The sequence below is a fragment of the Salinibaculum salinum genome (genome assembly GCF_037645885.1).
Taxonomy (GTDB): domain Archaea; phylum Halobacteriota; class Halobacteria; order Halobacteriales; family Haloarculaceae; genus Salinibaculum; species Salinibaculum salinum.
Map to the genome: position 1 here is coordinate 132531 of NZ_JBBENW010000008.1, position 26230 is coordinate 158760.

General features: G+C 62.7%; 33 protein-coding genes. 11 read left to right on the forward strand and 22 right to left on the reverse strand.

Annotated elements, in window-relative coordinates:
* Positions 1 to 578: 578 nt before the first annotated feature.
* From WDJ60_RS10385 to WDJ60_RS10435, 11 genes are all read right to left on the reverse strand, one after another.
* Complete coding sequence (locus WDJ60_RS10385; protein ID WP_340100320.1) at positions 579 to 881, reverse strand: DUF7344 domain-containing protein; 303 nt, start codon at positions 879 to 881, stop codon at positions 579 to 581.
* A 198-nt stretch (positions 882 to 1079) separates the two neighbouring features.
* On the reverse strand, positions 1080 to 1592 hold the full coding sequence (locus WDJ60_RS10390; RefSeq protein WP_340100322.1) for an Lrp/AsnC family transcriptional regulator: 513 nt from the start codon (positions 1590 to 1592) through the stop codon (positions 1080 to 1082).
* 310 nt (positions 1593 to 1902) lie between these two features.
* A complete protein-coding gene (locus WDJ60_RS10395; protein WP_340100323.1) occupies positions 1903 to 2274 on the reverse strand; it encodes a rhodanese-like domain-containing protein in 372 nt (123 codons plus the stop codon).
* 55 nt (positions 2275 to 2329) lie between these two features.
* On the reverse strand, positions 2330 to 2920 hold the full coding sequence (locus WDJ60_RS10400) for an NUDIX hydrolase (RefSeq protein WP_340100324.1): 591 nt from the start codon (positions 2918 to 2920) through the stop codon (positions 2330 to 2332).
* Positions 2917 to 3351 carry a hypothetical protein gene (locus WDJ60_RS10405; RefSeq protein ID WP_340100325.1) on the reverse strand — a complete coding sequence of 145 codons (435 nt, stop codon included), beginning with the start codon at positions 3349 to 3351 and terminating at the stop codon, positions 2917 to 2919. Before WDJ60_RS10405 ends, WDJ60_RS10400 begins: the two co-directional genes overlap by 4 nt.
* Positions 3351 to 3764, reverse strand: coding sequence for a DUF5809 family protein (locus WDJ60_RS10410; protein WP_340100327.1), 414 nt, complete (start codon positions 3762 to 3764; stop codon positions 3351 to 3353). The genes WDJ60_RS10405 and WDJ60_RS10410 overlap by 1 nt, the downstream gene beginning before the upstream one ends.
* A 23-nt stretch (positions 3765 to 3787) precedes the next feature.
* Positions 3788 to 4222: a DUF5810 domain-containing protein gene (locus tag WDJ60_RS10415; RefSeq protein ID WP_340100329.1), complete on the reverse strand. Its 435-nt coding sequence runs from the start codon at positions 4220 to 4222 to the stop codon at positions 3788 to 3790.
* Between the two features lie 31 nt (positions 4223 to 4253).
* Positions 4254 to 4718 carry a ribosomal protein S18-alanine N-acetyltransferase gene (rimI, locus tag WDJ60_RS10420; RefSeq protein WP_340100331.1) on the reverse strand — a complete coding sequence of 155 codons (465 nt, stop codon included), beginning with the start codon at positions 4716 to 4718 and terminating at the stop codon, positions 4254 to 4256.
* A 325-nt stretch (positions 4719 to 5043) separates the two neighbouring features.
* Positions 5044 to 7665 (reverse strand): valine--tRNA ligase, encoded by a 2622-nt coding sequence (locus WDJ60_RS10425; protein ID WP_340100333.1) that lies wholly within the window; start codon positions 7663 to 7665, stop codon positions 5044 to 5046.
* A gap of 165 nt (positions 7666 to 7830) precedes the next feature.
* Positions 7831 to 8151, reverse strand: a complete 321-nt coding sequence (locus tag WDJ60_RS10430) for a HalOD1 output domain-containing protein (protein ID WP_340100335.1) — start codon at positions 8149 to 8151, stop codon at positions 7831 to 7833.
* 83 nt (positions 8152 to 8234) lie between these two features.
* Positions 8235 to 9770, reverse strand: a complete 1536-nt coding sequence (locus WDJ60_RS10435; RefSeq protein ID WP_340100337.1) for a TrkH family potassium uptake protein — start codon at positions 9768 to 9770, stop codon at positions 8235 to 8237.
* 106 nt (positions 9771 to 9876) lie between these two features.
* Here WDJ60_RS10435 and WDJ60_RS10440 point away from each other — a divergent pair, with 106 nt between their 5' ends.
* The 5 genes from WDJ60_RS10440 to WDJ60_RS10460 all read left to right on the forward strand — a co-directional run bounded on the left by WDJ60_RS10440 (position 9877) and on the right by WDJ60_RS10460 (position 13338).
* Positions 9877 to 10374, forward strand: a complete 498-nt coding sequence (locus tag WDJ60_RS10440; RefSeq protein ID WP_340100339.1) for a GNAT family N-acetyltransferase — start codon at positions 9877 to 9879, stop codon at positions 10372 to 10374.
* 54 nt (positions 10375 to 10428) lie between these two features.
* On the forward strand, positions 10429 to 11073 hold the full coding sequence (locus tag WDJ60_RS10445) for a class I SAM-dependent methyltransferase (RefSeq protein WP_340100341.1): 645 nt from the start codon (positions 10429 to 10431) through the stop codon (positions 11071 to 11073).
* Between the two features lie 54 nt (positions 11074 to 11127).
* The gene (locus WDJ60_RS10450) at positions 11128 to 11841 is read left to right on the forward strand and encodes a methyltransferase domain-containing protein (RefSeq protein WP_340100342.1); all 714 of its coding nucleotides are present in this window, start codon (positions 11128 to 11130) and stop codon (positions 11839 to 11841) included.
* 53 nt (positions 11842 to 11894) lie between these two features.
* Positions 11895 to 12800 carry a phosphogluconate dehydrogenase (NAD(+)-dependent, decarboxylating) gene (gene gnd, locus WDJ60_RS10455; RefSeq protein ID WP_340100344.1) on the forward strand — a complete coding sequence of 302 codons (906 nt, stop codon included), beginning with the start codon at positions 11895 to 11897 and terminating at the stop codon, positions 12798 to 12800.
* A gap of 109 nt (positions 12801 to 12909) precedes the next feature.
* Complete coding sequence (locus tag WDJ60_RS10460) at positions 12910 to 13338, forward strand: universal stress protein (protein ID WP_340100346.1); 429 nt, start codon at positions 12910 to 12912, stop codon at positions 13336 to 13338.
* Between the two features lie 14 nt (positions 13339 to 13352).
* Here the strand turns inward: WDJ60_RS10460 and WDJ60_RS10465 are convergent, their stop codons facing one another.
* Positions 13353 to 14321 (reverse strand): NDP-sugar synthase, encoded by a 969-nt coding sequence (locus WDJ60_RS10465; RefSeq protein WP_340100348.1) that lies wholly within the window; start codon positions 14319 to 14321, stop codon positions 13353 to 13355.
* 86 nt (positions 14322 to 14407) lie between these two features.
* On the opposite strand from WDJ60_RS10465, the gene WDJ60_RS10470 reads away from it, so the two are divergent.
* Positions 14408 to 14698 carry a transcriptional regulator gene (locus WDJ60_RS10470; protein WP_340100350.1) on the forward strand — a complete coding sequence of 97 codons (291 nt, stop codon included), beginning with the start codon at positions 14408 to 14410 and terminating at the stop codon, positions 14696 to 14698.
* A gap of 29 nt (positions 14699 to 14727) precedes the next feature.
* On the opposite strand, the gene WDJ60_RS10475 is transcribed toward WDJ60_RS10470, so the two are convergent.
* The 9 genes from WDJ60_RS10475 to WDJ60_RS10515 form a co-directional block, all read right to left on the reverse strand.
* On the reverse strand, positions 14728 to 14997 hold the full coding sequence (locus WDJ60_RS10475; RefSeq protein ID WP_340100351.1) for a hypothetical protein: 270 nt from the start codon (positions 14995 to 14997) through the stop codon (positions 14728 to 14730).
* 130 nt (positions 14998 to 15127) lie between these two features.
* Positions 15128 to 15400 carry a DUF5615 family PIN-like protein gene (locus tag WDJ60_RS10480; RefSeq protein ID WP_340100352.1) on the reverse strand — a complete coding sequence of 91 codons (273 nt, stop codon included), beginning with the start codon at positions 15398 to 15400 and terminating at the stop codon, positions 15128 to 15130.
* A gap of 45 nt (positions 15401 to 15445) precedes the next feature.
* On the reverse strand, positions 15446 to 15676 hold the full coding sequence (locus tag WDJ60_RS10485; RefSeq protein WP_340100353.1) for a DUF433 domain-containing protein: 231 nt from the start codon (positions 15674 to 15676) through the stop codon (positions 15446 to 15448).
* 45 nt (positions 15677 to 15721) lie between these two features.
* Entirely contained in the window at positions 15722 to 16138 is a 417-nt protein-coding gene (locus WDJ60_RS10490; protein ID WP_340100355.1) for a Rieske (2Fe-2S) protein, read from the reverse strand.
* Between the two features lie 40 nt (positions 16139 to 16178).
* Positions 16179 to 17042, reverse strand: a complete 864-nt coding sequence (locus WDJ60_RS10495) for an aminotransferase class IV (RefSeq protein WP_340100429.1) — start codon at positions 17040 to 17042, stop codon at positions 16179 to 16181.
* A gap of 5 nt (positions 17043 to 17047) precedes the next feature.
* The gene (locus tag WDJ60_RS10500) at positions 17048 to 17719 is read right to left on the reverse strand and encodes an anthranilate synthase component II (protein WP_340100356.1); all 672 of its coding nucleotides are present in this window, start codon (positions 17717 to 17719) and stop codon (positions 17048 to 17050) included.
* Complete coding sequence (gene pabB, locus WDJ60_RS10505) at positions 17716 to 19188, reverse strand: aminodeoxychorismate synthase, component I (protein ID WP_340100357.1); 1473 nt, start codon at positions 19186 to 19188, stop codon at positions 17716 to 17718. Before pabB ends, WDJ60_RS10500 begins: the two co-directional genes overlap by 4 nt.
* A gap of 51 nt (positions 19189 to 19239) precedes the next feature.
* Positions 19240 to 19893, reverse strand: coding sequence for a helix-hairpin-helix domain-containing protein (locus WDJ60_RS10510; protein WP_340100358.1), 654 nt, complete (start codon positions 19891 to 19893; stop codon positions 19240 to 19242).
* 25 nt (positions 19894 to 19918) lie between these two features.
* The gene (locus WDJ60_RS10515) at positions 19919 to 20740 is read right to left on the reverse strand and encodes a shikimate dehydrogenase (RefSeq protein WP_340100360.1); all 822 of its coding nucleotides are present in this window, start codon (positions 20738 to 20740) and stop codon (positions 19919 to 19921) included.
* Positions 20741 to 20871: 131 nt separating this feature from the next.
* Here WDJ60_RS10515 and WDJ60_RS10520 point away from each other — a divergent pair, with 131 nt between their 5' ends.
* The 5 genes from WDJ60_RS10520 (at position 20872) to WDJ60_RS10540 (ending at position 25773) form a co-directional block, all read left to right on the forward strand.
* Positions 20872 to 22263 (forward strand): sodium:calcium antiporter, encoded by a 1392-nt coding sequence (locus tag WDJ60_RS10520; RefSeq protein WP_340100361.1) that lies wholly within the window; start codon positions 20872 to 20874, stop codon positions 22261 to 22263.
* Positions 22263 to 23627 (forward strand): D-aminoacyl-tRNA deacylase, encoded by a 1365-nt coding sequence (locus WDJ60_RS10525; protein WP_340100362.1) that lies wholly within the window; start codon positions 22263 to 22265, stop codon positions 23625 to 23627. Before WDJ60_RS10520 ends, WDJ60_RS10525 begins: the two co-directional genes overlap by 1 nt.
* Before the next feature lie 113 nt (positions 23628 to 23740).
* On the forward strand, positions 23741 to 24904 hold the full coding sequence (ftsZ, locus tag WDJ60_RS10530) for a cell division protein FtsZ (protein ID WP_340100364.1): 1164 nt from the start codon (positions 23741 to 23743) through the stop codon (positions 24902 to 24904).
* Positions 24905 to 24997: 93 nt separating this feature from the next.
* Complete coding sequence (locus WDJ60_RS10535; protein WP_340100366.1) at positions 24998 to 25171, forward strand: protein translocase SEC61 complex subunit gamma; 174 nt, start codon at positions 24998 to 25000, stop codon at positions 25169 to 25171.
* Between the two features lie 125 nt (positions 25172 to 25296).
* Positions 25297 to 25773, forward strand: a complete 477-nt coding sequence (locus WDJ60_RS10540) for a transcription elongation factor Spt5 (protein WP_340100430.1) — start codon at positions 25297 to 25299, stop codon at positions 25771 to 25773.
* 175 nt (positions 25774 to 25948) lie between these two features.
* Here the strand turns inward: WDJ60_RS10540 and WDJ60_RS10545 are convergent, their stop codons facing one another.
* Positions 25949 to 26209, reverse strand: a complete 261-nt coding sequence (locus WDJ60_RS10545; RefSeq protein ID WP_340100368.1) for a hypothetical protein — start codon at positions 26207 to 26209, stop codon at positions 25949 to 25951.
* Positions 26210 to 26230 lie beyond the last annotated feature (21 nt).

Consider the following 26230-nt stretch of genomic DNA (forward strand, 5'->3'; position numbering starts at 1 on the left):
TGCTAACATTTTTACGATTTGAACAGAATAGATTAATAGAATCGGAAAATAGCACTATTTGTGTATTAGATGGTTTGATGCAGGATTTTTTAATTTTATATGCCATTTTTTCAAGTTATCATTGGATTTTTTGCTGTCCTATATTACAATAACTTATCTACGAATTGGCTTGCCGAGGAAGGGAGGGAGGCAGCGGTCAGACTGGACGGGCGACGGGTGATGTAGCTGTTACATACTAACACTGAAAGACCGTACAGGGGCATAAACACCGTCAGGTTTCACTACCACCCAGTGTGTTGAATGACGGAGAGACAAGCGACCGAAGACATCCAATTCCCAGTGGTTGGGAGCAAACAGTTATTTAGTTGAAATTCCTAACTCGCGTTCCGACGGGACTTGGATGACGGTCTCATCGCACTTCGGGCATGAGTTCATATTCTCACTGATATACGTCGTGTCACACGAATTACACGAATAGAGGACCGTGGTTCCCTCATCCTCGGACTCTTGGCGGCAGGAAGGTGTCTCAGACTGTGTGCGACCGCCAAACCGGGACAGCCATGTGCGGAGACGCTGGCTCATTGTATCAACCATCCCTCGTGTAATTCGTCTGTGAGTTCGGCCATCAACCGGAGCAACGGTGCTATCTCATCGAAGGTTGGCCCCCGCCGAATCGTATGAGTGTCCGCATCCCACTCAATATATCCCGCATCGGCAAGTTTGGGGAGGTGCACATGATATAATTCCACTTGTGTGAGCTCGATTTCGTCGTCTTCTCGTTCAAGATTTGCGACACTGGACTCGTCTTCATCTTGGGGATTGTGCTCGCTGACGAATATGAGGATCCGCTGGCGGTACGGGTGGCTGAGCGCATCGAACATACGGTCTACTGGTCGGGTCGATTGGAGATCTGCCATGGTGGGTATTCTCTGAGTGATCGCGCTTTCCCCCGGCGGATTCACTCTCCAGTGAGGGTTGGCTGAGGCAGATAAAACTGTTGCGAATACCGCAATCCATTGGTTGCTAATTCAGCAATATTTTTGGCTTAGAAGCCTATTTCCACACCCCATTTCTGGTATTTACTCACCAGTGTATTCGAAGTGGCTCCAGGGTTGGCTGTAGTGATTCGTGATGATCTCCGAGCTATGTACTCTGAGTCCGTGCTCGTTTAATTCGCCGGTAATCCGCGTGAGGTCTTTGGTTGAGGTGGCGACGACTTCGATGTAGAGGTTATACTCGCTGGTGATCATTTCGGTCACATCAGTCACGCCCATTATGTCGAGTACAGATTGTGCGACAGTCCCTCGGGAATCCGGGTCGATCGTGCAAACGAACAGGATCAGAAGCGGAAATCCTGCCTGTTCGTAGTTGATCTTAGGCTGGTAGCTCTCGATGACGCCCGCGGTTTCGAGCTTTTCGATCCGGTTGCGGACTGTACTCGCGGAGACATTCACTTCGGTTGCGATCTCTTCGCTGGTCACATTCCGTGCGTCCCGTTGCAGCGCAAACAGGACACCTTCGTCAACAGCATCGAGATCGGTATCGGTGTCCTGTGGGTCTGCATCAGAAGACGTATTCTCGTCCTCAGACATACTGGGAGATAGGGGTGCCTAATAAAAGAGTCGTCGGTCAGTCCGGACTGCTCGCGCCCTGTACTGCTCGGTTCGAGGAGGCGCTATATAAGTGAAGCATCGTCCAAACCTCGCGCCTCCCATCGTACACAGCTGTCAGAGCAGCTGTCTCAATTGGCAGGTCGACCAGCGGTCAGTTCGCAGGCTTCAGCGACCGGCTGTTTCATGCTGTACTGTGTCTGATGAATAGGATTTCAACAGAGCCACACAAGCAAAACTCCAGCAGGTACTACTGCTCTAGAGAACCGGTGACCGACGCAGGTACGTGGCGCTAGAACGGTGCCTCGGGGCCCTCGTCGGCAACGCTGTCGGCCTCACTGCCGTCAGCAGCGGGCACATCGAGCGGGCCATCCCACGCCGTCAACCCGCCGTGGAGGCTGTCGACACGCCCGTCGAAGCCGTCGTAGGCAGCGATGAGTCGGGCGGCCTTGATGCTGGCTTGTCCGTGCGGGCAGACAGTGACGACGTGGTCGGCGTCGGCCACCTCGTCGACGTCCTGCGTCAGTCGTGAGAGTGGGACGTTCACGCTGTCGGGGATGTGGCCCTGCTGGAACGCTGGGGGATTGCGGATGTCCACGACCAGGGGGTCGTCGTCGCCGTCGAGTTTGGCTTCGAGCCGGTCGGGCTCGATTTCGCCGTCCATGGCTGTCACTGGGGGATACGAAAACATATCGGTGACGCTTGACAGCGGCAGTGGCTCAGAGCAGTCCGTCAGCCTGCGCCAACAGGACGCCCTCGATTGTGGCGTCGTTAGCTGGCTGCCGGCGTGCGACGGCCAGTGCGTCGTCGACGGGGACAGTCCTGACCTCTAGAAACTCGTTGCTGTCACGGTCGACCTCGACGGGTTCGAGCCCCTCGGCGAAGACGATACCTCGTCGGTGGCGCATCACGCCCGTCGCAACCCAGAAGTCCTCTAGCAGGGAGACCCCGGCAGGGTCGAACCCGGTCTCTTCACGGAGTTCCCGCGCGCCGGCTTCGGTGAACGATTCGCCGTCCTCGACGATACCCGCGGGGAGTTCGAGGTGGCGCTCGCGGATGGCCGGGCGATACTGTTCGACCATCACGAGTTCGTCACCAGTCCGAGCGACGATGACGACAGCAGCGGGCAGGTCCGCCCAGTAGTATTTTTTCGTGGTGCCGTCTGGCTGTTCGACCTCGTCGTAGCCGCCGTCGTACCAGCCGGTCTCGTACTCGACGGCGCTGTCGAGAACCGGCCAGTCGTGGTCGGCGAGCGTGCTGTCCTCGGGGTCTGTGCCAGTCGATACGTCGGGTGAGTTCTCGTCAGTCATTGTTCGGTCTGTGTGATGGTGAGTAGATACACGGTCCGGCCGTCGTGAACGTAGATACCCTCGTCGGCGGCAGCCGAGGCATTCTGGCGCGAGAGTGCTTCACGTTCGTCGAACACAGAGTGGGTGAACGATTCCTTGAAACCGACTGGGCCCCGCCAGTAGGGGTCGGACTGTCCCGACGAGTTCGGACTGGCGTTGTCGAGTGCAGTCGACGTGAAGGGGTACCGCTGCTCGGATAGTTCACTCACGTTGATTGCAGTCTGGTTCGTTCCGTCGAGGCGCTCGTCGGTCGCGTTCCAGGCACCCTGTGGCTCGACGGTCAGATAGTAGGGGTCGCCGCTCTTGAGCAGGCCCGGGAGCGCTCCGAGCGCGAGCAGGGCGACGAGGATAGCCAGGATGACCAGGATAGCGTTGCGCGTCCGGGTGCGCATCAGACGACCTCCCGGTAGATGCGACCGAAGGCCTGCCGGCGAAGGGTGGCGACTGCTGCCCGGCGCTTCTCGTGGTAGGTGGCGGCAACTGCCTCCTCGGCGAACGGCGCGACGTGCCAAACGGCGTTGTCGACGTTCTCGCTTCCTTCGACGGTAACCGCGTACTCGGTCGCCTCCCGCCACTCGTCAAATTCCGCGCGGGTGCCGACGCGTACTTCGAGCATGGACGCAAAGAGCGCGTCTCGTGCCGTCTCGACGACCTCGCTGGAGACGCGGTCGTCGTACTCGGCGGCGTCGAACGCCATCGCGCGGGTCACTTCCCTCACAACCGTCTGTGCGGTCGGGCCGAGCGCGTCGTAGCGCTCGCGGGCCGCCTCGGCCGTCTCGGGTGCGAACAGCCCCTCGGTGTCCATACGTATCCTTTGGTTGGCGGCCTCTATTCGCTTTCGGAGTCGCTCTCCTCGTCGGCGCCAGCGCGGCGCTTGCGGGTCAGTTCTCGCGCCTCGGCCAGCACGTCGTCGGGGTTCTCGAGGTCCTCGTCAGCCAACTGGCGCTCCGCATCGGCCAGCATTGCATCAGAGATATCCTGGGTGGCGCGTCCACTGTCGTGACCGCCCGCGTGCTCGTGGTCGGCATGGTCGTGGCCCTGACCAGTGGTGTCCTCGAACACCTGTGGGTAGTCGGTTTCGTCGGCCTCGACGGTCAGGTACTCACCGAGCGTCTCCTCGTCCATCGACTCCCAGTCGGGGACGCGGTCGTCCAGCCAGTCCTCGTGGTCGCCGCCCCGGACGAGCGCGGTAAAAGCGAGATGGTTGGCCAGATGGATCGCATCGGACTGTGGGTCCTCACAGACGGGACAGGCGTAGCCCATATCCGACGTGTGGAGAGCCGGAGAGAAATGGCTACTGGTCGCACACGAGCACGAGCGCATCCTCACCGTCGCTGTAGTAGCGGGGAACCGTCCGGCGGTGGACGAAGCCGAACTCGCGATAGAGACGCTGTGCACCGGTGTTCGACTCCCGGACTTCGAGTTTGACCGACGAAACCCCGCGAGCGTCGAGAACACCGAGCGCCCGTTCGAGCAGCGTCGAGCCGATACCTGCTCCGCGATGCCGTTCGCGGACAGCGATATCCTTGATATGACCGAGCGGGCGGCCGTGGTTGGGCACCGAATCGGCGACGACGTACCCGACGATAGCCTCACCATCGGCGACGAGAAACCCCGGTTCACCGAGATAGCGCTCGAACGCATCGAACGGCCACGGCTGGGGAAAGGAGACCTGCTCGATGCGATGGACCGCAAGCAGGTCCGCACGCTCTGCCTGGCGAACCCGCAGGCCATCACCGGGCGAGGCGACGGTTGTCACACGTTCACCTACTTCCTGCGGGCACAAATGGCTACTGCCCGGTGTCACGCAGTGCGCTGATCCCACATGCCGAGACAGTCTATGTGTGTGAGTGTCGCAGAAGGTCTGAACCACCTGACGGAGCGACCACAAGCTTCTTATTTATCAGGTACGAAGCCGCGATTGCACCCACTTGGGTGCCACCCCCACCCCCACCCCCACCCACCTACACTCTTTCGACGTCCCTAACCGCCGAGAGACATCCGTCTGGTTCTGCGTTGCTACTGTTTGTGAAATGGTCTCGTCACGACGCCGAGTGACTGCCGAGAAAGAAGCGTCGGCGCAGTCAGGGATAGACCAGCACAGTACCGAAGTCCTCGTCGAGGACGACGACTTCCTCGCCACTCTCCGCGCGGTGCTCTGACTCGATAGCGACGGCGTCACCGGGCACGATAGCGACCTCGTCAGCGAGGTCGACTTCGATCTCGTCGTTCCGCTTTTTCTGTTGCTGGATCTCCGCTGGATCCATCGATTCGAGCGTGCCGACGACCTGGCCGGCCTGATCGCGGAACTCCGGTCCGATGACCGAGTGGTCGGGGTCCACAGCGACGGGGACGAGTTCGACGTTCGGCTGTCCAGCGCGAATGTGGACAGGAGCGTTGACCGCCTCCGAGAGGTCGTAGGTGTCGACGGCCGCGTCAGGCATCTCGTCGGGGTAGACTTCGACCTTCGAGAGGTCGGCGTTCAGCGCCATCCCCTCGTCGGACTTCCAGCCCCGCACCGTGGAGGCTGTGTCGGCGATGAGTTTGCCGGCCGCCTCGCTCTCCTCGTCGGCCATGTCGAGTGTCGGCCACTCGGTGACGTGAATCGAGCCCTCTGTACTCGGCAGGGCGTCCCAGGCTTCCTCAGACAGGAACGGTGCAAACGGCGCGAGCATCCGCAGCGAGGCCGACAGCGCAGTAAACAGTGCCTGTCTGGCGGCGTCGCGCTCGCCGGGTCGGCCCTCGTAGAGCCGACCCTTGATGAGTTCGAGGTAGTCATCGGCGAGGTCGTGCCAGACGAACTCCCGGAGTTCGCGCAACGCCGCGTCGAAGCGGTAGGCATCCATGTGCTCGGCCACGTCGTCGGCGACCGTCGAACACCGCGAGAGAATCCAGCGGTCGGCGTCCCGGTAAGCCGGGTCCGACAGGGGCTCGCGATCCTCGTCCAGGTGCTGGCCTGCAAAGCGGGTGATGTTCCACACCTTCGTCTGGAAGCGCGAGGCGGAAGTGACCTCCTTCCACTGGAACTGGATGTCGCTACCGGGCTGACCGCCCAGCGCCATCGCCTGCCGGAAGGCGTCGGCGGAGTGTTCCTCGACGACCTCCTCGGGCTGGACGAAGTTCCCGCGAGATTTGGACATCTTGTTGCCGTCGTCGCCGAAGACCATCCCATTGATGAGGATCTCCTCCCACGGAATCTCGTCTTCGAGCGCCGCTGTTCGGAGAATCGTGTAAAATGCCCACGTGCGAATGATGTCGTGACCCTGCGGGCGCAGCGCCGTCGGTTCGAACGAGTCCTCGGGCCAGCCACGGACGTACAGCGGGGTAATCGAGGAGTCCATCCACGTGTCCATCACGTCCGTCTCGCCGGTCCAGTCGTCGCCGCCACATTCGGGACAATCGATACCCGGATCTTCCTCGGTCGGTTTGACCGGGAGGTCTTGTTCGTCGGCGACGTGGGTGTGGCCACAGTCGTTGCAGAACCACGCGGGAATCGGCGTCGCGAAGACGCGCTGGCGGGAGACCACCCAGTCCCACTCCATTCCTTCGGTCCACTCTTCGAGGCGGTCGTACATGTGCTCGGGAATCCAGTCGACCTCTTGGGCAGAATCCAGAATCTCGTCCTGGCGGACCTCGATGAACCACTGCTCTTTCGAGAGAATCTCGATGGGCGTGTCACACCGCCAGCACTGGCCGACGTTCTGGGTGGTGGGTTCGGACTTGTTCAGATACCCCTCGGCATGGAGGTCATCGACAATTTCTTCTTTTGCCTCGTCGATGGAGAGCCCGGCGTACTCGCCGGCGGCCTCGGTCAGGCGGCCGTCCTCGGTGAAGACCTGCCGCAGGTCGAGGTCGTAGCTCATCCACCAGTTCACGTCTTGTTTGTCCCCGAACGTACAGATCATCACCGCGCCGGTTCCGAAGTCGCCGTCGACCTCCTCGTCGGCGATGAGTTCGACTTCCTGGCCGAACAGGGGAACCTCGAAGGTGTCGCCGATACGATCTGCGTAGCGCTCATCGTCGGGATCGACGGCCATCGAAACACACGCAGAGAGCAGTTCCGGGCGCGTGGTGGCAATCTCGATATCTTCGTTGTCGATACCGTCGAAGGTGATGTAGTAGAGCGTGCCGTCGACGCCCTCCTCGGTCTCGACTTCGGCGTCGGCAATCGCCGTTTCACACCGAGGACACCAGTTGACGGGGTGCTCGTCCTGGTAGACGTAGTCGTCGTCTTCCATCCGGACGAACGAGCGCTGGGTCTGGCCCCAGTAGGAGTCGTCCATCGTCTTGAACTCGTGGTCCCAGTCCTGGGAGAACCCGAGCGTCCCCATCGTCTCCCGCATCGCGTCGATCTGGTCTTCCGTGTGGTCGATACACATCTCCCGGAACTCTTCACGGGGCACGTCAGTCCGGTGGATGTCGTTGTTCTCCTCGACTTTGACCTCCGTGGGCAGGCCGTGACAGTCCCACCCCTGCGGGAAGAGCACGTCCTCGCCCTGAAGGCGGTGATAGCGGGCGGCAAAGTCCATGTAACACCAGCCCAGGGCGTTGCCGATGTGGAGGTTGCCCGTCGGGTACGGCGGCGGCGTGTCGATGACGTAGTCTGGTTTCGTTCCGTTGTAGCTGTAGACGTCCATCTCCCGCCACGCCTCGCGCCACTTCTGTTCTGCCCTGTCCGGGTCGTACGAGTCTGGAATCTCACTCATGGTTCACTCTCGACTGTGGTCGGTCGGTAATCCGTGGGAAAACGACGGCGACCGGTCTCACGCTGGTAGCCAGCGTACTACCGACGTGACCACGTCCATACGCGAGGGGTAGAGTGTCGGCTGTATAAATTTTCGCTTACCGTCCGGCCTCTCACGCTCTCCCAGTCACTCCCCGAGCGTCTCCTTGACCGGTACCAACTTGACTGTTCCCGACTGTGCAATCGTGATACGATACCCGGCATACGAGAACCGGATCTCCATCTGTGCGGCCGGAGACGGTGGCACTTCGAATAGCGACTCCACGAAGTGATCGACTTCCATGTACAGCGACGGCAACTCCTCGATATCTGTCCCCCCCAGCTCCGCGATACGTTCCAGCAGGTCGTACTCGGCCGTCGACGGGTCTGGGGCTATTTCAGCGTAGACGGCGCCAGTCGCGCTGTCAGTGTCAGCGGTCTCGTCATCTATTGAGTCCTCCTCCGACATACGTCAGCTGTTGAGGACGGTTACCTATTGCAGTAGTTGCCATGAGAAAACAGAGGATTGCCAGCTAGTTTCCGGGTTGGAATTTATCGTCGCCAGTACGCCGGTGAAAGGATGACCAGCACCGACAGAATTTCCAGACGGCCAATCCACATCAGCAAGACCATGTACACCTTCGCCGGGTCCGAAAACGGGAGAAACGAGTTCATCGGTCCGACGAGGCCAAAGCCCGGACCGACGTTGCCAAGCGTCGCGATGGCGACGCTGGCGGCTTCGAGCGCGGAGAGGTCGATGTCCGGATTCGTGAGTCCCTCGACGAAAATGACCAGTACCGAGAGCGCGAAAATAGTGAGGAAGACGAGAATGAAAATAACCAGCCCGCGAATCGTCTCCTCGTCGATGACCCTGTGGTTCATCCGGAGTGGCCGAACTGCCTCGGGGTGAACAGTGGTGAATAACTCTCGGCGCAGGGACTTCTGGACGACGTACCACCGAATTATCTTGACGGAACCGGCGGCTGACCCCGCCGACCCGCCGAGAAACATCGCAAACAGGAGTGTCGTCTGTGCGGCTTCACTCCACGTGTTGAAGTCCATGCTGGCGTAGCCCGTCGTCGTAACGATGGCGACGACCTGAAAAACTGCCTGCCGGACGGACGGTTCCAGATTGCCGGGAATCGTCGGAATGTTCGCGGGCGTCGTGGCCAGTCCGACTCCGGTAAACAGGAGTGCAGTGACGAACACGCTGACCGCACCCATCGCCAGCAGGTACGACTGGAATTCCCGGTTACCGACGAGTTTCCGCGGCTGGCCGATGAAGGCGTACCAGAACAGGGCGAAATTCGTCCCGGCAACGATCATAAAGAGAATCACAGCCCACTGGATAGCCGGCGAGAACGCCTCGACGCTCCGAGCCTCCGGCGAGAATCCGCCCGTCGGCAAACTCGTCAGCGCGTGCGCGACGGCGTTGTACAACCCCATGTTTGGGGCCAAGCCGGCGAGGTGGAGTCCGTAGTAGACGGCGAAGGCGAGGACGGTCAGTCCGAGATAGATGAGCCAGAGAATGCGCGCTGTCTCTCGGATTTTCGGCGTGAGTTTCGTGAGGTCGATACCGGGTGCCTCCTCGCGGATGAGCCGCGCTCCGCCGACAGAGAGTTCTGGCAGAATGGCGACCATCAGGACGATAATACCCATGCCGCCGAGCCACTGGGAGAGCTGTCGCCACATGAGCATCGCGTGGGAGTGGGTCTCGAAGGAGATACTTCCGAGGACAGTGGCACCAGTAGTCGTAAAGCCGCTCATACTCTCGAAGAGCGCGTTAATCGGATGGGCGATAGTCCCGTTCCCCGCGACGAGATAGGGGACGGTTCCCAAAAGCGGGACGGCCAGCCAGGTGAGACCCACCAGCAAGAACGCCTCACGATGGCCCAGTTCGTCGTCCGGAGCCTGCCACTCCAGAACAGTCCCGACGACGACAGCGAGGAGTATCGTTGCCAGGAATGGCACCGGATTCTCGCCGTACCGGAGCGCGACAACCACCGGCACCAGCAACGGGACCGAGAGGTATCGGTAGACGGTCCCGACCAGCCCAACGCTTATTCGCCAGTCGACGACCTGAGACATGGTCCATCTACCGCCACCCCGATACTAAGCAATTATCAAAAGCGAACTGCCCCGGTCACAGCTGACCAGCAATATACTTATCACTCAAAACGAACAAGATTGGGTCATGGTACCAGACATCACGATACGGCGCGCGACCAGCGACGATATCACGGATATCCAGCGCGTCGCCCGGGCGTCTTGGCACGAGGTCTACGGCGACCTGATGGACGACGACGATATCGACGAGATGCTCGACAAGGGCTACTCGGCGGAGTTCCTGTCAGCAGCGCTCGACGCGAGGGAAATAACGCTGTTCGTTGCCGAAGACGAGTACAGCGTCGTCGGGTACGTGAGTTGCGAGCCGCCAGCAGACGACGAAGTCGGCCAGGTGAGTATCTACGTCTCGCCGGACTACTGGGGGGAAGGCATCGGGACGCAACTGCTCGAGAAGGCCGAAACCTACCTCGAAACGAAGGACGCCGCGGCGCTCCAGGACATCGTCCTGGCGGGCAACGACATCGGCAACGCATTCTACCAGAAACATTTCGAGCGAACCGACGAGACGACCGTCGAGATGGGCGACGAGGAGTTCGATGCCAACGTCTATCGTGCAGATCTGTAGCCACTCGACCCACGACAGCGCTCGATATCGGCGTGACAGAGAGGGGAGACACCAGTGACGAACAGGTGGCTCCCTCGCCCCGAACGAACACTACCGACACCTCGAAAACCCATCGCAGATGTCTACGACGCCGCCTACAGCGGTGTCCCGAACTGGGACATCGGCCGCCCGCAGCAGGCGTTCGTGCATCTCCAGGAAGCGGGGCGAATCGAGAGCCCCGTCCTCGACGTGGGCTGTGGGACCGGCGAATTGGCCCTGTATCTCGCCAGTCATGGCCACCGAGTGCTCGGTATCGACCTCGCCTCGAACGCGATTCGCCAGGCAAAGCTCAAAGCCCGGTGGCGGCGCATTCCCGCGCAGTTTCTGGTCTGGGACGCTGTCGACCTCGGCAGGTTGGCGGAAGCCGGTCTGTCCGTCCGAACAGTCGTCGATAGCGCGATGTTCCACATCCTCGGCGACACAGAGCGCGGACGCTTCGTCCACGGGCTCGAATCGGTCATCGAGCCTGGTGGGCTGTACTGCCTGCTCGGTGACGCCCGGCGTGACCCCCGGGATAGCTACGGCATCACTCCCCGGGAGCTGCGCGACCGATTTGCCGACGGCTGGACGGTCGAGTTCGTCTACGAGACGATATTCGAGCGGCGGTATAGCGCCAACCCCGCGTACCTCGCCGGTATTCGTCGACCCATCGATTCGTGACTCGGTACCGACCCTCGTGGCAGTTTTATTATATTTGCTGGTGTGTCACACAGTATGGACGACCCGTTCGGTCGCGCGCTCCGTGACCACTATCACGGCGAGTGCGACGACCCACTGGTGCACCGCGACGGCGCCGAGACGGCGGAACATCCGATCGAACGCTTCTATTTCGGTACCTTCCCCGACGACACCCAGGATGCCGAGTGGCTCCGCTCGTGGCTGGACGGCCCGCTGCTCGATGTCGGTGCCGGGGCGGGCGAGCACGCGCTGTTCTTTCAGACGCAGTTCGAGACTGTCGCCATCGAACCGAGCGAACCGCTGGTCGAGACGATGCGGGACCGCGGAGTGGCAGACGCCCGGCTGGCCGATATGTTCGAGCTGCTGGAGACGTTCGAACGCGACCGGTTTCAATCGCTGCTCGTCCACGGTACGCAACTGGGGCTGGCCGGGTCGAGACACGGCCTCCGCGAGTTGCTGGGCGAGTTCGCTTCCGTGACAACGACTGACGCAACGGCCGTCGTGGACTGCTACGACCCGACAGCCGGTGAGGTTTCGGAGTTGCTTGGCTACCGGAGCGACCCAACGCCGGGGCTCGCCTCCCGTGTGCTGACGTTCGAATACGGCGACGACGTGAGCGAGACGCTGCTCTTTCGCCTGTTCAGTCCCGACCGACTCCGGGAGGCGACGACCGGGACCGGCTGGGCGGTCAGCGACGTACAGCGGCCGTCCAACGACCACTACTACCGCGCGGCGCTGACGAAAGGGTAGCGGCCGTTGCGACGAACCACAACCCCTACTTGCCTCCCCGGTGACCCGCAGATATGGAACTGGGCCTCATCGGACTCGGACGGATGGGACAGATTGTCGCAGAACGCGTCATGGACGACGGCCACGACGTGGTCGCGTTCGATATCGACGACGACGCCGTCGCCGAGATGGCCGACGCTGGTGCGACCCCTGCAGACTCGATAGCGAGCGTCGCCGAGCAGTTAGGGGATGAAAAGCGCATCTGGCTGATGGTCCCCGCCGGCGACCCCGTCGATGCCGCGCTGGACGAACTCGCACCCCACGTCGACGGCGACGACGTCATCGTCGACGGCGGCAACTCCAACTTCCACGACTCCACCCGTCGTGCAGGCGAAACCGAGGCGGCGTATCTCGACTGTGGCACCTCCGGCGGCCCTGCCGGTGCAGAACTCGGATTTTCGCTGATGGTCGGCGGTCCCGAGTGGGCCTACGACGAACTGACACCAGTGTTCGACGCCGTCGCCACCGGTCCGGACGGCCACGACCGGATGGGTCCCGCCGGCAGCGGTCACTACGTGAAGATGGTCCACAACGGCGTCGAGTACGCGCTGATGCAGGCCTACGGCGAAGGGTTCGAACTCCTTCACGAGGGCCGGTACGACCTCGATATGGAGGCGGTCGCGCGCACCTGGAACAACGGCGCAGTCATCCGCTCGTGGCTGCTGGAACTCTGCGAGGAAGCGTTCCGCGAGGAGGGCAACGACCTCGGTGACGTGGCCGACCACGTCTCAGGCGGCTCGACCGGCACCTGGACCGTCCAGGAGTCACTGGAGCAGGAAGTGCCGCTCCCGCTCATCTATCAGGCACTCACTGAGCGGTTCAACTCGCGGGCGACTGGTGACGGCGAAGGCCGGTTCTCGCGCCGCCTGGCGAATCGGCTCCGGTACGGCTTCGGTCGACACGAAATCGAGCGACAGTAGCCGCTTCAAACAGTATCGACGACTACTCTCTGGAACGGAGATCCCCCTGTATTCCCAAAGTGTGGTTTTAGTAACAGGATTCATATTGGATGCCGACATAGGTTCACACATGACAGAACATATTCTGGTCCCGATCGACGAGTCAGACCCGTCGAGCGATGCCATGCAGTTCGCAATCGAGCACCATCCGGAGGCGACGATCACGGCAATACACGTCGTCGACCCCGGAGAGGCCTTCGCGGGGACGAGCATCGAGGGTGCGGCTTCCCGACAGGACGTATTGGAAAGTCAGGAGAGACACGCGGAGAAGCTCCTGGAAGACGTCCGCGAGAAAGGCGAATCCGAGGGAGTGACTATCGAGACCGACACCGTCGTCGGGAACGTCTCGCGGTCGATTATCGAGTACATCGAGGAGCACGATATCGACCACGTCGTCATCGGCAGCCACGGTCGAACCGGCGCGAGTCGTATCCTGTTGGGCAGCGTCGCAGAGTCGGTCACGCGGCGCTCGCCGGTACCGGTGACGGTCGTTCGGTAAGACGGCCGCGCCGGCTACTCCCCGTTCGAGATGCGAGAATGCGAACCGATGAGCGCGCCGGAGAGGTCGAGGTCGTGGACGGTCGCCTCGCTATCGATGATCGAATCTCGGACCGTCGAATCCGCGACGGTCGCGCCGGGGAACACAAGCGAGCGGTCGAGGTCCGCGCTGTGAACCGTCGCGTCGGCCATGATGTGGACGTTCTCGCCGATTTCGGTGTCCTCGACGGTAGCCGACTGTGCGACGATCGAGTCGCCGTCGAGCGCCCACTCGACAGCTTCGAGGTAGCTCTCCGGTGTGCCGATATCGAACCACGCGCCGTCGAACGTGAAGGCGTGGACCTCGCTGTGTTCGACGAGCCACTGGATGAACCAACCGGGTTCGTCGGGGTTGTTGCCGTCTGCCAGATACTCCCCAAACCGGACGCTCTCGGCCGGGAACGCATAGCAGGCAATCGAGACGAGCGTACTCGGCGGGTCGTCGGGCTTTTCCTGGAAGTCCACGACGCGGTCGCCGTCCAACTCGACCAGACCGTAGGACTTTGCCTTCTCGCGAGAGCCAACGTCGTAGGCAGCGAGTGTCGGTGTCGACTGCTCTTCGAAGAAGTCGAGGAAGTCGGCCACGTCGAAGCTGATGAGGTTGTCACCGGCGATGACGAGCAGGTCCTCGTCGGCGATCCCTTCGCGCTCGACCAACTGTGCGAGTGCGCCGACGACGCCGAACTTCTCGTCCTCGTCGGTGGTGTCCTCGACGGAGAGTTGCGGTTTCTCGAAGCCGGTCTCGGCGACGTGGTCGCGAAAGTCCTCCGCAAAGCGCTCGTTCGTGGAGACGAACACGTCGTCGATGCGGTCGTCGGCCTCCAGTTGCGAGAGAATCGTGTCGATGACGGTCGTCTCGCCGACCGGGAGGAGCATCTTCGGGCGGTGGCGGGTGACGGGCCACAGCCGCGTGGCGTACCCCCCAGCGAGTACGACTGCTTTCATATTCTGAACGTTCAATGGGGCGGATAAATCCCTTTTCATCCCGCTGTCGGCGAAACGATGATAGTCGTACACGGAGTAGCGTGAGTATGCGCGAGGCGAGTCGGACGACGCGCGAACGAATCGCAGACCGCCTGCGTGACCAGCCCCTCCCTGCCGGCACGCTCGCCCGGGAGTTCGACATCCGGGCGGCCACGGCACTCGACCACGTCCAGCACATCGCACGCTCGCTCGACGGGACAGACGAGGAGCTCCTCGTCGCTCCTCCGGAGTGCGAGCAGTGTGGTTTCACAGACTTCGACGACCTGGTGAACCGTCCGAGTCGGTGTCCCGAGTGCAAAAACGAAGGCGTCGCAGAGCCAGTGTTCAGCGTCGAGTGAGGTGGACAGCCACCACAGGCGAAACAGCATCACGGCGGCCACGGGAACTCACCTCTCGCGTTGTTGTGCATGAACTCGCGGTTTCGGTCCGGCCAGTCTAGCAGCCGGTCCCGAAGCAGGTCGCCGCCCTCGGTTTCCGGGTCGGGACCGCCGAGTTTGGCGCTGATAAAGAGGAGTAGCCCGCCACCGTAGCCGACGACGACGGTGACGAGCGTCATCACCGTTATCGAGAGAACGAGTTGCAGGAGCCGTTTGCCGAACGGTTTGTCTCCCTGAGCAGTGTGCTCGGTCTGGTCCATAGGATGACGTTGTAGCGCTACAAAATAACTCAAGACACGCTGTTGCTGGTTCGGAAATTCGACACAACGGTTATATTGGAGACTTCTAGTTCCCGGAGAAGCCGATTCGGCCGCGCGAAGAGAGCCTGTATCAAAGGTATTCGATCGAGGAATCTCTGGGATTACGGTCTTCGAGATGCCCATCGACTGCCTTCACCACGTCACCGATTTTTCTATTCGCTTGTTGAACGTAAATCAGTCCCGTCTGGTCCAACCCTTCTCCCTCGACGAGTGAAAGGAAATTATCGTCGAAGGTCACGAGAATCCAGTTGTTCTGCGCTGCGTATCGTAACTGGTCACGGTCAGGGTCACCGAGTGTGCCTTCGTCTCTGGCTGTGTAGACAGCCACGACGGCGAAGCCCATCTGCGACAGGAACCCAGATGCTCTCGTCGCAGTACAACGGCCGACTCATGCGGATGCAGATTCAGAGGGGACGACGCGGAAATCGTCGATATGGTCGTAGTAGTACGCCAGTGCCCGGTGGACATCCGCCAGCGTCAGGTCCGGGTACAACTGCGTTATTTCGTCCGGCTCGTAGCCACTGTGTTCGTAAGCACTGGCGATATCTTTCACACGAATACCGGTGCCCTCGACTGTCGGCGCACCATCACTGTGTTGGTCGTCCCGAACGATTCCCATACACAGTTCATAGCTTCCCCATCGGTATCAAATACTGGGTCGCACTCAGTTCCCGGAAAAGCCGATGCGGCCGCGCGAAGAGAGGTCGTGTTCGCCCGACGGGCCAGTCTGCTCGAAATCGTAGTCGTCGTCAGTCAGGTAGACGACGCCATCGTCGACGGTCACGTCCAGTTGTTCGACGGTCGCGCCCTCGCAGGGTCCGTAATTACAGTACCCTGTGTCCCGCTCGAAGGTCGCGCCATGTTTCGTGCAGACGAGTTCGTCGTTGCGCACTTCTGCGCCGCTCCCAGAGTCGAAACGCACGTCGGTCCAGTGGGGACAGTAGTTTTTCATCGCGACGACGCCGTCAGCGAGTCTGAGAAGGATCACCTCTTCGAGGTCGAACCCGTCGCGCACAGTAAAGAGAAACGAGCCGTCCTCGGGAACGTCGTCGACCGGCGCAATCCTGCTGTCCTCGTCCATACGCCCCCGATTCGGGAGCGGAGGGCTTGAACGGTACGATTCAGTAGTGTTCTGTCTCGACGCGCTCGTCGAAGAGTTTGCCGAGTAGCCTCGTCATCGGACCCACGTCCAGTTCGGTGCCGTCGACGGTCGTCACCGGCCGCACCTCCCAGGTCGTGTTCGTGACGAACGCCTCGTCGGCACTGCGGAGGTCCGGAATCGAGTACCGGCCCGTCTCCACCGGCAACCCCTCCGAGCGGGCGATATCCAGCACGACGCCGCGGGTAACACCAGGGAGCAAATCGAGGTCGGTCGCCGGCGTCTTGAGCGTCCCGCCATCGACGAAGAAGACGTTACTCGTCGCCCCCTCGGTGAGATATCCCTCCACGTCGGCCATAATCGCCTCGTCGGCGTCGGTCCCCTCCAGTTCGAGTCGTGCGAGAATGCCGTTGAGGTAGTTGTGCGTCTTCGCATTCGCCGGAATGGCGGCCGACGGAATCCGACGCGTCTCCGCGGTCTGGAGTGTTGCCGGGTCGGCCCAGACGGACTCGCCGTCGGTCCCGCCGCGGGGGAGTTCGTCGACGATGACCGTAATCGTCGGCGCGACTCTGGGGTCGGGCGTGAGCTTGCCCGCCTGCACGCCGCGAGTCATCGAGACACGAGCGTAGGCGTCGTCGAAGTCGTTGGCCGCGACCGTATCGAGCACTCGTTCTTCGAGGTCGTCGACCGGCGGCATCGCCTCGTCGAAATCGAGCGCCCGGAGCGAGCGGGCGAAGCGCTCGGCGTGGCTCTCCCACTCGAAGATGTCACCGTTGTAGACGCGCAGCGTCTCGAAGATGCCGTCACCGTACAGAAAGCCGCGGTCGCGGACGTTGACGGTCGCTTCCGATGCCGGGACGAGTTTGCCGTCGACGTGGTAGGTCAGATCTGTCATGGGTCAGCTGTCGGGGTCGCCATCGCGAGGAAGTTCGCAATCAGTCGTTCACCCGCGTCGGTCAGAATGCTTTCGGGATGGAACTGGACGCCGACGTGCGGGCGCTCGCGGTGACGGACGCCCATCACGACGGCGTCCTCGTCGGTCGTGTGTGCAGTTTCGACCAGGGTCTCGGGAACTGTCGTCTGCTCGACAGCCAGCGAGTGGTACCGACCGACCTCGATGTCGGCCGGGAGGCCGGCGAAGATGCCGTCGCCGTCGTGAGTGATCGTCGAGGGTTTCCCGTGGACGACGGCCTCGGCGTGGCCCACCTCGGCACCGTTAGCCGCACACAGCGCCTGGTGGCCGAGACAGACGCCGAGCGTCGGATAGTCGCGCTCGGCGAAGATGTCCATCGAGACACCTGCCTCCTCGGGCGTGCCGGGACCAGGCGAGACGACGATTGCGTCGGGGTCGAGGTCGTCGATACCGTCGAGAGTGATTTCGTCGTTGCGGCGGACGAGGACTTCGCCCTCCGCCTGGGATTGCATTCCAGCGTCTGGTGCGGTGACAACTGCACCGACGTTCTGCGACTGCGTCGCGGAGCCCGGTGCGGTGACAACCGCGCCGACGTACTGGACGAGATTGTACGCGAACGAATCGTAGTTGTCGATGACGAGGACCTTCATGGTTGCTCCACGCTCAACTCGGCGCGTTGCCCGAGCGCCTCGTCGATAGCAGTAACGAGCGCCCGGCCTTTGTCGAGCGTTTCGGCGTACTCCCGGTCGGGAACCGAATCGTGGACGATGCCGGCCCCGACGCGGAGGTGATACTCCTCGGCGTAGCGCACCAGCGTCCGGATGACGATGTTCAGCGTCGCCCGGTCGTCGAACCCGAAGATGCCGATCGACCCGGTGTAGGGGCCGCGCCGGGTCGCCTCCACCTCGTCGATTATCTCCATCGTTCGGGGTTTCGGCGCGCCGGTGATCGTGCCGCCAGGGAACACCGCGGCAATCGCGTCCGCCAGCGTCGCATCATCTCGGAGTCGCCCCTCGACTTCCGAGACGAGGTGCATCACCTCCGAGTAGCGGTCGACGCGGCGGTACTCGCTCACGTCTACGGTGCCGTACTCGCTGACTTTCCCGAGGTCGTTGCGCTCCAGGTCGACGAGCATCGCGTGCTCGGCGCGCTCTTTCTCGTCGGCGAGGAGGTCCGCTTCGAGTCGGTCGTCCTCGTCGGGGGTCGCGCCGCGCGGCCGCGTGCCGGCGATCGGCTCGGTGACGAGGCGGTCGCCGTCACGCTGGAGGAGGAGTTCGGGACTCGCGGAGACGAGGTCCACGCCCGGAAACTCAAGCAGCGCGGAGTACGGCGCGGGGTTGACCTCGCGGAGTGCGTCGAACGCCTCGACGGGATGGACGGCGGCGGGCGCGTGCAACCGCTGGGAGACGTTCGCCTGGAAGGTGTCGCCGTCGCGGATATACGCTTTGACCTGGCGGACGCGCTCGGCAAACTCTTCGCGGGTGCAGTCGCTCCGGAAGTGTGCACTGTCGGTCGTCACCGGCGGATCCCCGACGGCGGGGTCGCCCTCCGTCGCCGCCCGCGCGAGTTCGCGGGCGTGGTCGCGGGCCAGCCGATACGTCTCTGCCAGCGCCTCGGCATCGTCCGGGTCGTCGATACGCGGGCACGCAGTGATTCGAAGCGTCACGTCGCCCTCGCTCGGCCGCTCCCAGGCGGCGATTCGGTCATAGGTTGCCAGTTGGAGCCTGGGGAGTTCGCGGTCCCGGACCGCATCCGCGGGAAGCGATTCGAGTTCGCGGGCCACGTCGTAGGAGAGCCAGCCGATAGCACCACAGGGATAGGGGACGTCGCACTCGCCGCGGACGAGGGTTTCACCGTCGAGAGCGGTTTCGAGGGCGGCGAGCGCACTCGCCCCAGCGTCGACTTCGACGAAGTCTGCGGGCGTAACAGCGAAGTAGCCCCACCCGGACTGACCGCCGGTCGTATCGAGGAAGACGCCGCCGGGACCGTCGCGTGCCCGTCGGTAGGCGAGGAAGGGGTCCGAAACGGTCACGCGGAGTTCGACCGGGACGCGGGCACCGGGCGGTGCGTCGCGTGCGGTCCGGAGGTAGGTCTCCCGGTCGGTGACGACCTCGAACATTACCGGCAGAAACGACAGGAGCGCCTAACCGTTTTGCGGTTTTCCGAAGGTTCAGAACGACTGCGCGCGCTCGACCCAGTCGCCGGCACGGGTTTCGCCCGTCTCGGCAGCCGCTGCGACCTCGGCCGGGTCGGCTGCCGCGAGGTCCGCAACCGTCTCGATGCCGACCGCTTCGAGTCGTTCGGCGTACGTCGGGCCGATACCCTTGATTTCCTCGACCGACGGACTGTCTGCCGACTCGTCGGCCGGCTCCTCCTCAGTGGCCGATTCTGCTTCTGCGGCCGGTTCTTCCTCGGTGACTGATTTCTCTTCCGTGGCCGATTCCTCTTCCGCATCCAGTTCTTCGTCAAGAGTCGCCTGCTCGTCGGCCGGCGACTCCGCAGTCTCTTCCTCGGCAGTCGGTTCCTCGTCGTCCGACTCCTCGGAGACTGGTTCCGGTTGCGTCTGTTCGGTAGTCGATGCTGCGGTACTCTCCGGTTCGTCGGTCGCCGTCGGCTCACTTTCGCCGACAGTCGCCCCTGTCTCGTCCGCCGATTCTGTCTCACCATCCATCTGCTGTTGTGCCGCGTCTGTCCCCTTGACGGCGTGTTCAGATTCGGCGGCAGGTTCATGCTCAATAGTTACGTCAGGCTCGGTGTCCCGGGCGGGCGAGTGCCCATCCTGGTCAGAACCGAGGAGAGACTTGAGTTTGTCCAGCAACCCCATGGCGGATAATTGTGACGGGGAATACTTAAACTCGTGTCCGAAGCGCCTCGTTCATCTCGTCGACGGGTGCGTCGCGACCGGTCCATCGCTCGAACGCCTCGACGCCCTGGAACAGCAGCATCCACGCACCGTCGATGGTCGTCGCACCGGCGGCCGCCGCGTCTGCGAGCAGGCGCGTCTCGATCGGCGAGTAGACCGCATCGAGCACCGCGATATCAGCGTGCAGCGCGTCGGCGGGCACCGGCGAGCGGTCCTCCTCCATCCCGACGCTGGTGGCGTTGACCAGCAGGTCCGCTTCGGGGACCAGGGCAGAGAGCGCGTCGAGACCGTGCCCCTGTGCGCCGGATTCACCGGCAGGATGGGAGGCTGCGACAGCCGCCGCGAGGTCGTGGGCTTTCGCCTCGGTCCGGTTGGCGATATGGACGGTCAGCCCCTCGTCGGCCAGCGCGAACGCGACTGCGCGGCCAGCGCCGCCGGCACCGACGACGACAGCCTCACCGGTGAGTTCGACGCCATGATGCGTAAAGGAGCGGACGACGCCGGCGGCATCGGTGTTGTAGCCGGTCGGCGGCGACGTCGAGAAGTCGACAGTGTTGACCGCGCCAATGCGCTCGGCCAGCGGCGTCGGGTCGACCGCTTCGAGCACCTGTTGCTTGAACGGAATCGTGACGTTCAGCCCGGCGATACCAAGCGTGGCCGCACTCTCGACGGCCCGTGCGCCAGCGTCGGCGTCGGGTTCGAACGTGACGTAGCGGGCGTCGATACCGAGTTCGGCGTAAGCGGCTTCGTGCATCGGCGGCGATAGCGAGTGTTCGACGGGGTTGCCGAGAAGACCGTAGACGTCCATATCGGCAACTCCGGGCGGGGGCGTATAATCGCCACGGTCGGCCACCTAAGTCAGCGAGGGAGTCCCGCCGTTCACGGCGGGTGTAGGTGATATCGCAAGACATTCTTACTGAACGGTCAAGTGGTTCGACAGTGAGCCGTTTCCGTCACCCACTTGTTATCGTCGCGCTCGCTGCCGCGCTCTCGGTACCGTGGGTCCTCACCTGGGCAACCGGTGCCGGTTTCGGCGATGTCACTACCGTCGCAATTAGCGGCATCGCCGTTGTCGGCGCGTCCTTCCTGCTGGCGTGGGGTGCCGAGACCGCCGAGAAGGACGTGCCCCGCGCCTTCGCTATTGCCGTGCTCGCAGTACTCGCCGTCGCTCCGGAGTACGCCGTCGACGCGCTGTACGCGTGGGGCGCGGGTTCCGGCGGCGCGACCGCCGAGGCCTGCCGCAGCGTCGCGACTGGCGGTCACGGTGCGAGCGCGGCGGCAAGCGGACTGGCCGGTGCCTGCCAGGACGCGAACCTCGCGGTCGCCAACATGACCGGCGCGAACCGCATCCTCATCGGCATCGGCTGGGCCGGTATCGCCCTCCTGACCGTCTGGCAGGCCCGCCGAACCGCCGACCCCGCAGTCGACTACCGCGAGGGGTTTCTCGCCACGCGCGTCACGCTGGATAAGGACATCGCGACCGAGATCACGTTCCTCTTTGCCGCGACGGCGTGGGCCTTCTTCGTCCCGCTGGGCGGCGGTATCGATATCCTCGATTTCACCGTGCTCGTGGGCCTGTACGTCGCCTACATCGGCATCATCATCCGGGGCGACATCGAAACCGGCGACGAACACGTCGGCGTCCCCGCCTACTTCCAGCGGTTCCCACGACCGGTTCGCGTGTCCACCGTCCTCGGCCTCTTCGCTTATTCGGGCTTTCTCATCTTCATCGCCGTCGAACCGTTCGCCCACGGTCTCGAGAACATCGGCGAGTCGATCGGTGTTCCGGCCTTCTTTATGATTCAGTGGATTGCGCCGCTGGCCAGCGAGTCACCGGAACTCATCGTCGTCGCCGTCCTCGTCTACAAAGCCCGCTCGACGGCGGGGTTCAACGCACTCATCTCCTCGAAACTCAATCAGTGGACACTGCTCATCGGGACGCTCGTCGTCGTCTACTCGATTGCGCTGGGCCGGTACGGCACGCTCCCGTTCGACCAGATTCAGGCCGCGGAAATCTGGATTACCGCCGCACAGTCCTTCTTCGCGCTCGCGTTGCTGGTCGATTTCAGCATCTCGGTTCGAGAGGCCGTCGCGCTCTTTACCCTCTTTATTTCGCAAGTCCTCCTCGAGTTTACCTTCCTCAGAGTCTGGGAACCGTTCCCAGACCCGAAATACGAACTGCTGCTGGCCTACACCGCACTCTACCTCCTGCTCGGGACAGCGTTACTCATCGCCCGACGGAATCGGTTGCACGAACTGTTCGAGTTGACCGCCTTCGCCGTCCGGAAGGCCGCCGGCCGGCATCCGACGAAACCTGACCACGCTGATTGATGCTCGGAATCCTCATTTCGCGGGCCGACGACGCATCGACGCACATCGGCGAGCATCTGCTCGATATAGCCGACTGGAGCGAACAGACCGACGACAGTCGCCCCGACGCCGCGGGCGGCGGAACCGTCTACCGAACGGAGGGAGCCGAACTCCGCGAATTCGAGGAGTTACACCTTTACCTCGACCGGCCGGCCGACGCCTTCGACGACATCGACGTGCTCGTGTTCGCGTCGAAACACGCTGGCGAGACGGGACAGTTGCTGACAGCCCACCACACCGGTAATTTCGGCCCGGCCGACCATGGCGGCGAGGACAACGCCGTCGCCCACGCCTGCCCGAACACACACGCCCACGTCCTCGACGCGCTCGAAACGCACGCGCCAGCGGGATATGACGTAGGTATGGAAGGAACCCACCACGGCCCGACGGACGTGGGCGCACCGTCGATGTTCGTCGAAGTCGGATCCAGCCAGTCCGAGTGGGACGACCCCGCCGCCGCCCGTGCGACCGCACGAGCGATTCTCGACTGTCGCGGTGTCCCGGCGGACTGCGACCCCGAGAACGGCGGCGGAGACGTCCACCGACGGCATCTCCTCGGCATCGGCGGCGGCCACTACGCACCCCGATTCGAGCGAGTCGTCAAAGAGACCGACTGGGCAGTCGGCCACATCGCCGCCGACTGGGGGCTCGACGCGATGGGTGACCTCGACAGCGCGGCCAGCCAAACGGTGCTGTCGGCAGCCTTCCAGGAGAGCCGTGCTGCCTACGCGCTGGTCGACGGTGACCGTCCCGACGTGGCGGCGGCCGTCGAGCGCGCCGGCGGTCGCGTCGTCAGCGAAACGTGGGTCCGCGAGACCGACGGCGTCCCCCTGGGATTCGTCGACCGGGTCGAATCGGCGGTGGCGACCGTCGACGATGGACTGCGCTTCGGTGCGACCGCGACTGGCTACGATGGGGAGTTCACCGTCGTCGGCCTCCCAACGGGACTGCTCGACGAAACGCGCGGCATCGACAGGGAGGCGACCTACGGGATTCTCGACGAACGCGCGCTCGCCTTCGGCACCGATCAGGGCGGCACTCGACCGACGAATCCGGTCGTCCTGGCCGACGAAACAGACAAAGAAGGTGTGTTCGACGAACTCGCGACCGTTCTCGACCAGCGCTACGATAGCGTCGAGCGGGAGGGCGAGGAACTCGTCGCCCGCGAGCAGGCGTTCTCGGCTGAAAAAGCCCGGACGCTGGGGATCCCCGAAGGTCCGAAGTTCGGCAAACTATCCAGTGGCCACCCGGTCGAGGTCGACGGCGAAACCATCCCACCGAGCGCAGTGAGCGAACAGCGGGAACGTCGGTTTCGACTGGAGTAGTTCCGGACTATGATTTCGGGTGGAAATATAGGGGACGACTAGACGAAGCGTCAGCCGAGCGTCAGACGCAGGGGAAAACCTATTAGGGTCCGTCTGCAAAGGAGCATTTAAATATGGACTCGATCATCGACGACGCAATCGACGAGGCCGAGGAGGAACGGGAGGAAGCGGCCGCCGACGCCGAGTCGGAAGAACAAGGGACGCCAGCAGCAGACAATCCGTCGACGTCGGGCCAGATGACAGACGAGGAACTGGCGTCAGTCGTCGAGGACCTCGAAACGAAAATCACCGTCGTCGGCTGCGGGGGCGCCGGCGGCAACACCGTCACCCGGATGACCGAAGAGGGGATCCACGGCGCGAAACTGGTCGCGGCCAACACCGACGCCCAGCACCTGGCCGACGAGGTAAAAGCCGACACAAAGATTCTGATTGGCAAGAAGCGCACCAGCGGTCGGGGGGCCGGCTCGGTGCCGAAAATCGGCGAGGAAGCGGCTCAAGAGAACATCGAGGACATCCAGCAGTCCATCGACGGCTCCGACATGGTCTTCGTCACGGCCGGTCTCGGCGGCGGAACCGGGACCGGCGCGGCACCCGTCGTCGCACAGGCCGCACAGGAAGCGGGGTCGTTGACGATTTCCATCGTCACGATTCCATTTACCGCGGAGGGTGAGCGCCGACGGGCCAACGCCGACGCCGGTCTCGAACGGCTCCGCGCGGTGAGCGACACCGTCATTGTCGTTCCGAACGACCGCCTGCTCGATTACGCGCCGTCGATGCCGCTCCAGGACGCCTTCAAGATCTGTGATCGGGTCCTGATGCGCTCGGTCAAGGGAATGACCGAACTGATTACCAAGCCCGGCCTGGTCAACGTGGACTTTGCTGACGTTCGGACAATCATGGAGAACGGCGGCGTCGCGATGATCGGTCTCGGTGAGTCCGACTCGGAGAACAAGGCGCAGGACTCGATTCGCTCGGCGCTTCGCTCGCCGCTGCTCGACGTGGAGTTCGACGGCGCGAACTCCGCGCTCGTCAACGTCGTCGGCGGGGCGGACATGAGTATCGAGGAGGCAGAAGGTGTCGTCGAAGAGATTTACGACCGTATCGACCCCGACGCACGCATCATCTGGGGTGCGAGCGTCAACCAGGAGTTCGAGGGGAAGATGGAGACGATGATTGTCGTCACCGGCGTCGAGAGTCCACAGATTTACGGCAAGAGCGAGGCAGAGCGTGAGAAGGCGGCCCAGCAGCTCGGTGAGGATATCGACTACGTCGACTAACGAGGCTGTTTTTCCGCGGAGCCGAATCGGTTCGAACGGCCCCACTCCACCAGTGTCGGAAGATAGAAAAGCGCCGAGTGGCAAACCAGCCTCATGAACACGCCCACGGACCTCAGTTCGTACGTCCGCGTACTCAAGTTAGCGAGTACGCCCTCCTGGGAGGAGTTTTCGCAGGTGGCCAAGATCGCGGGGGCAGGTATCGCGCTGGTCGGCCTTCTGGGATTCCTGATTTACACGGTCATGTTCTACATCCCAGGTGGTCCATGATGGACGAGGACGACTTCAACGGGAACTCGCCACAGGACCCGCTCAGTGCCGGTCCCGGCGAGAGTCCACTGGACGATGACCCCGAGCCAGAGGAAGACGACCTGCTGGACGCCGAACCCGCCGAGATGGACGAGCCGGAAGAGCCACAGGAAAAAGAGTACAACACCGGCATCTACGCGATCAAGACGACGGCGAGCCAGGAGCGGACTGTCGCGGACATGATTATGAACCGCGAGGAGCCGTCGATTCACGCCGCGCTGGCGCCGGACTCGCTGACCTCCTACGTGATGGTCGAGGCCGACGACCACAACGTCTTCGACCGCATCCTTGACGAGATTCCCCACGCCAACGGTGTCGTTCCCGGAGAATCCTCCATCTCAGAGGTCGAGCACTTCCTCTCCCCGAAACCGGACGTGGAGGGTATCGCCGAGGGGGACATCGTCGAACTCATCGCCGGCCCGTTCAAAGGCGAGAAGGCGCAGGTCCAGCGCATCGACGAGGGCAAAGACCAGGTCACTGTCGAGCTGTACGAGGCGACGGTTCCGATTCCGGTTACCGTGCGTGGTGACCAGATTCGGGTGTTGGATAGTGAGGAGCGATAGCTCCTCAGACCATGCGAACGGCGAAGCCGTGAGCAGATAGTGAGGAACGCTGACCAACGGGAAGCGTTCCTCAAAAAAGCGAGCGGGGAGCATTTGCGACCCGCGAGCTAACTCCGAAGAACGCTAAACGTTCTTCGTACTCTCGTTCGTTTTTTCCGGTCGAAGTCCGAGACGCTCAGTCGTCGGCAGCGGCAGCGAACGACGTGGTTTCCCGTGCTTCCCGGGACTCCTGTTCGTCACGGAGCGACGCTGCGGTGTCACTCATCTCTCGGGCGACCAGCCGCTGCTGGTCGCTCAGTGACCGCGTCGACGCTTCGAGTTTGGCGACTGCACTCCCGAGACTCGTCAGGTCGGTGCTCAGCCCGTCCATCGACTCGCCGAGCGTCGAGAACGCATCACCCAGGCCGCGGTCGTCAGCTGCGGACGTGTCATCCATACACAAACAAAGAGTCCACAC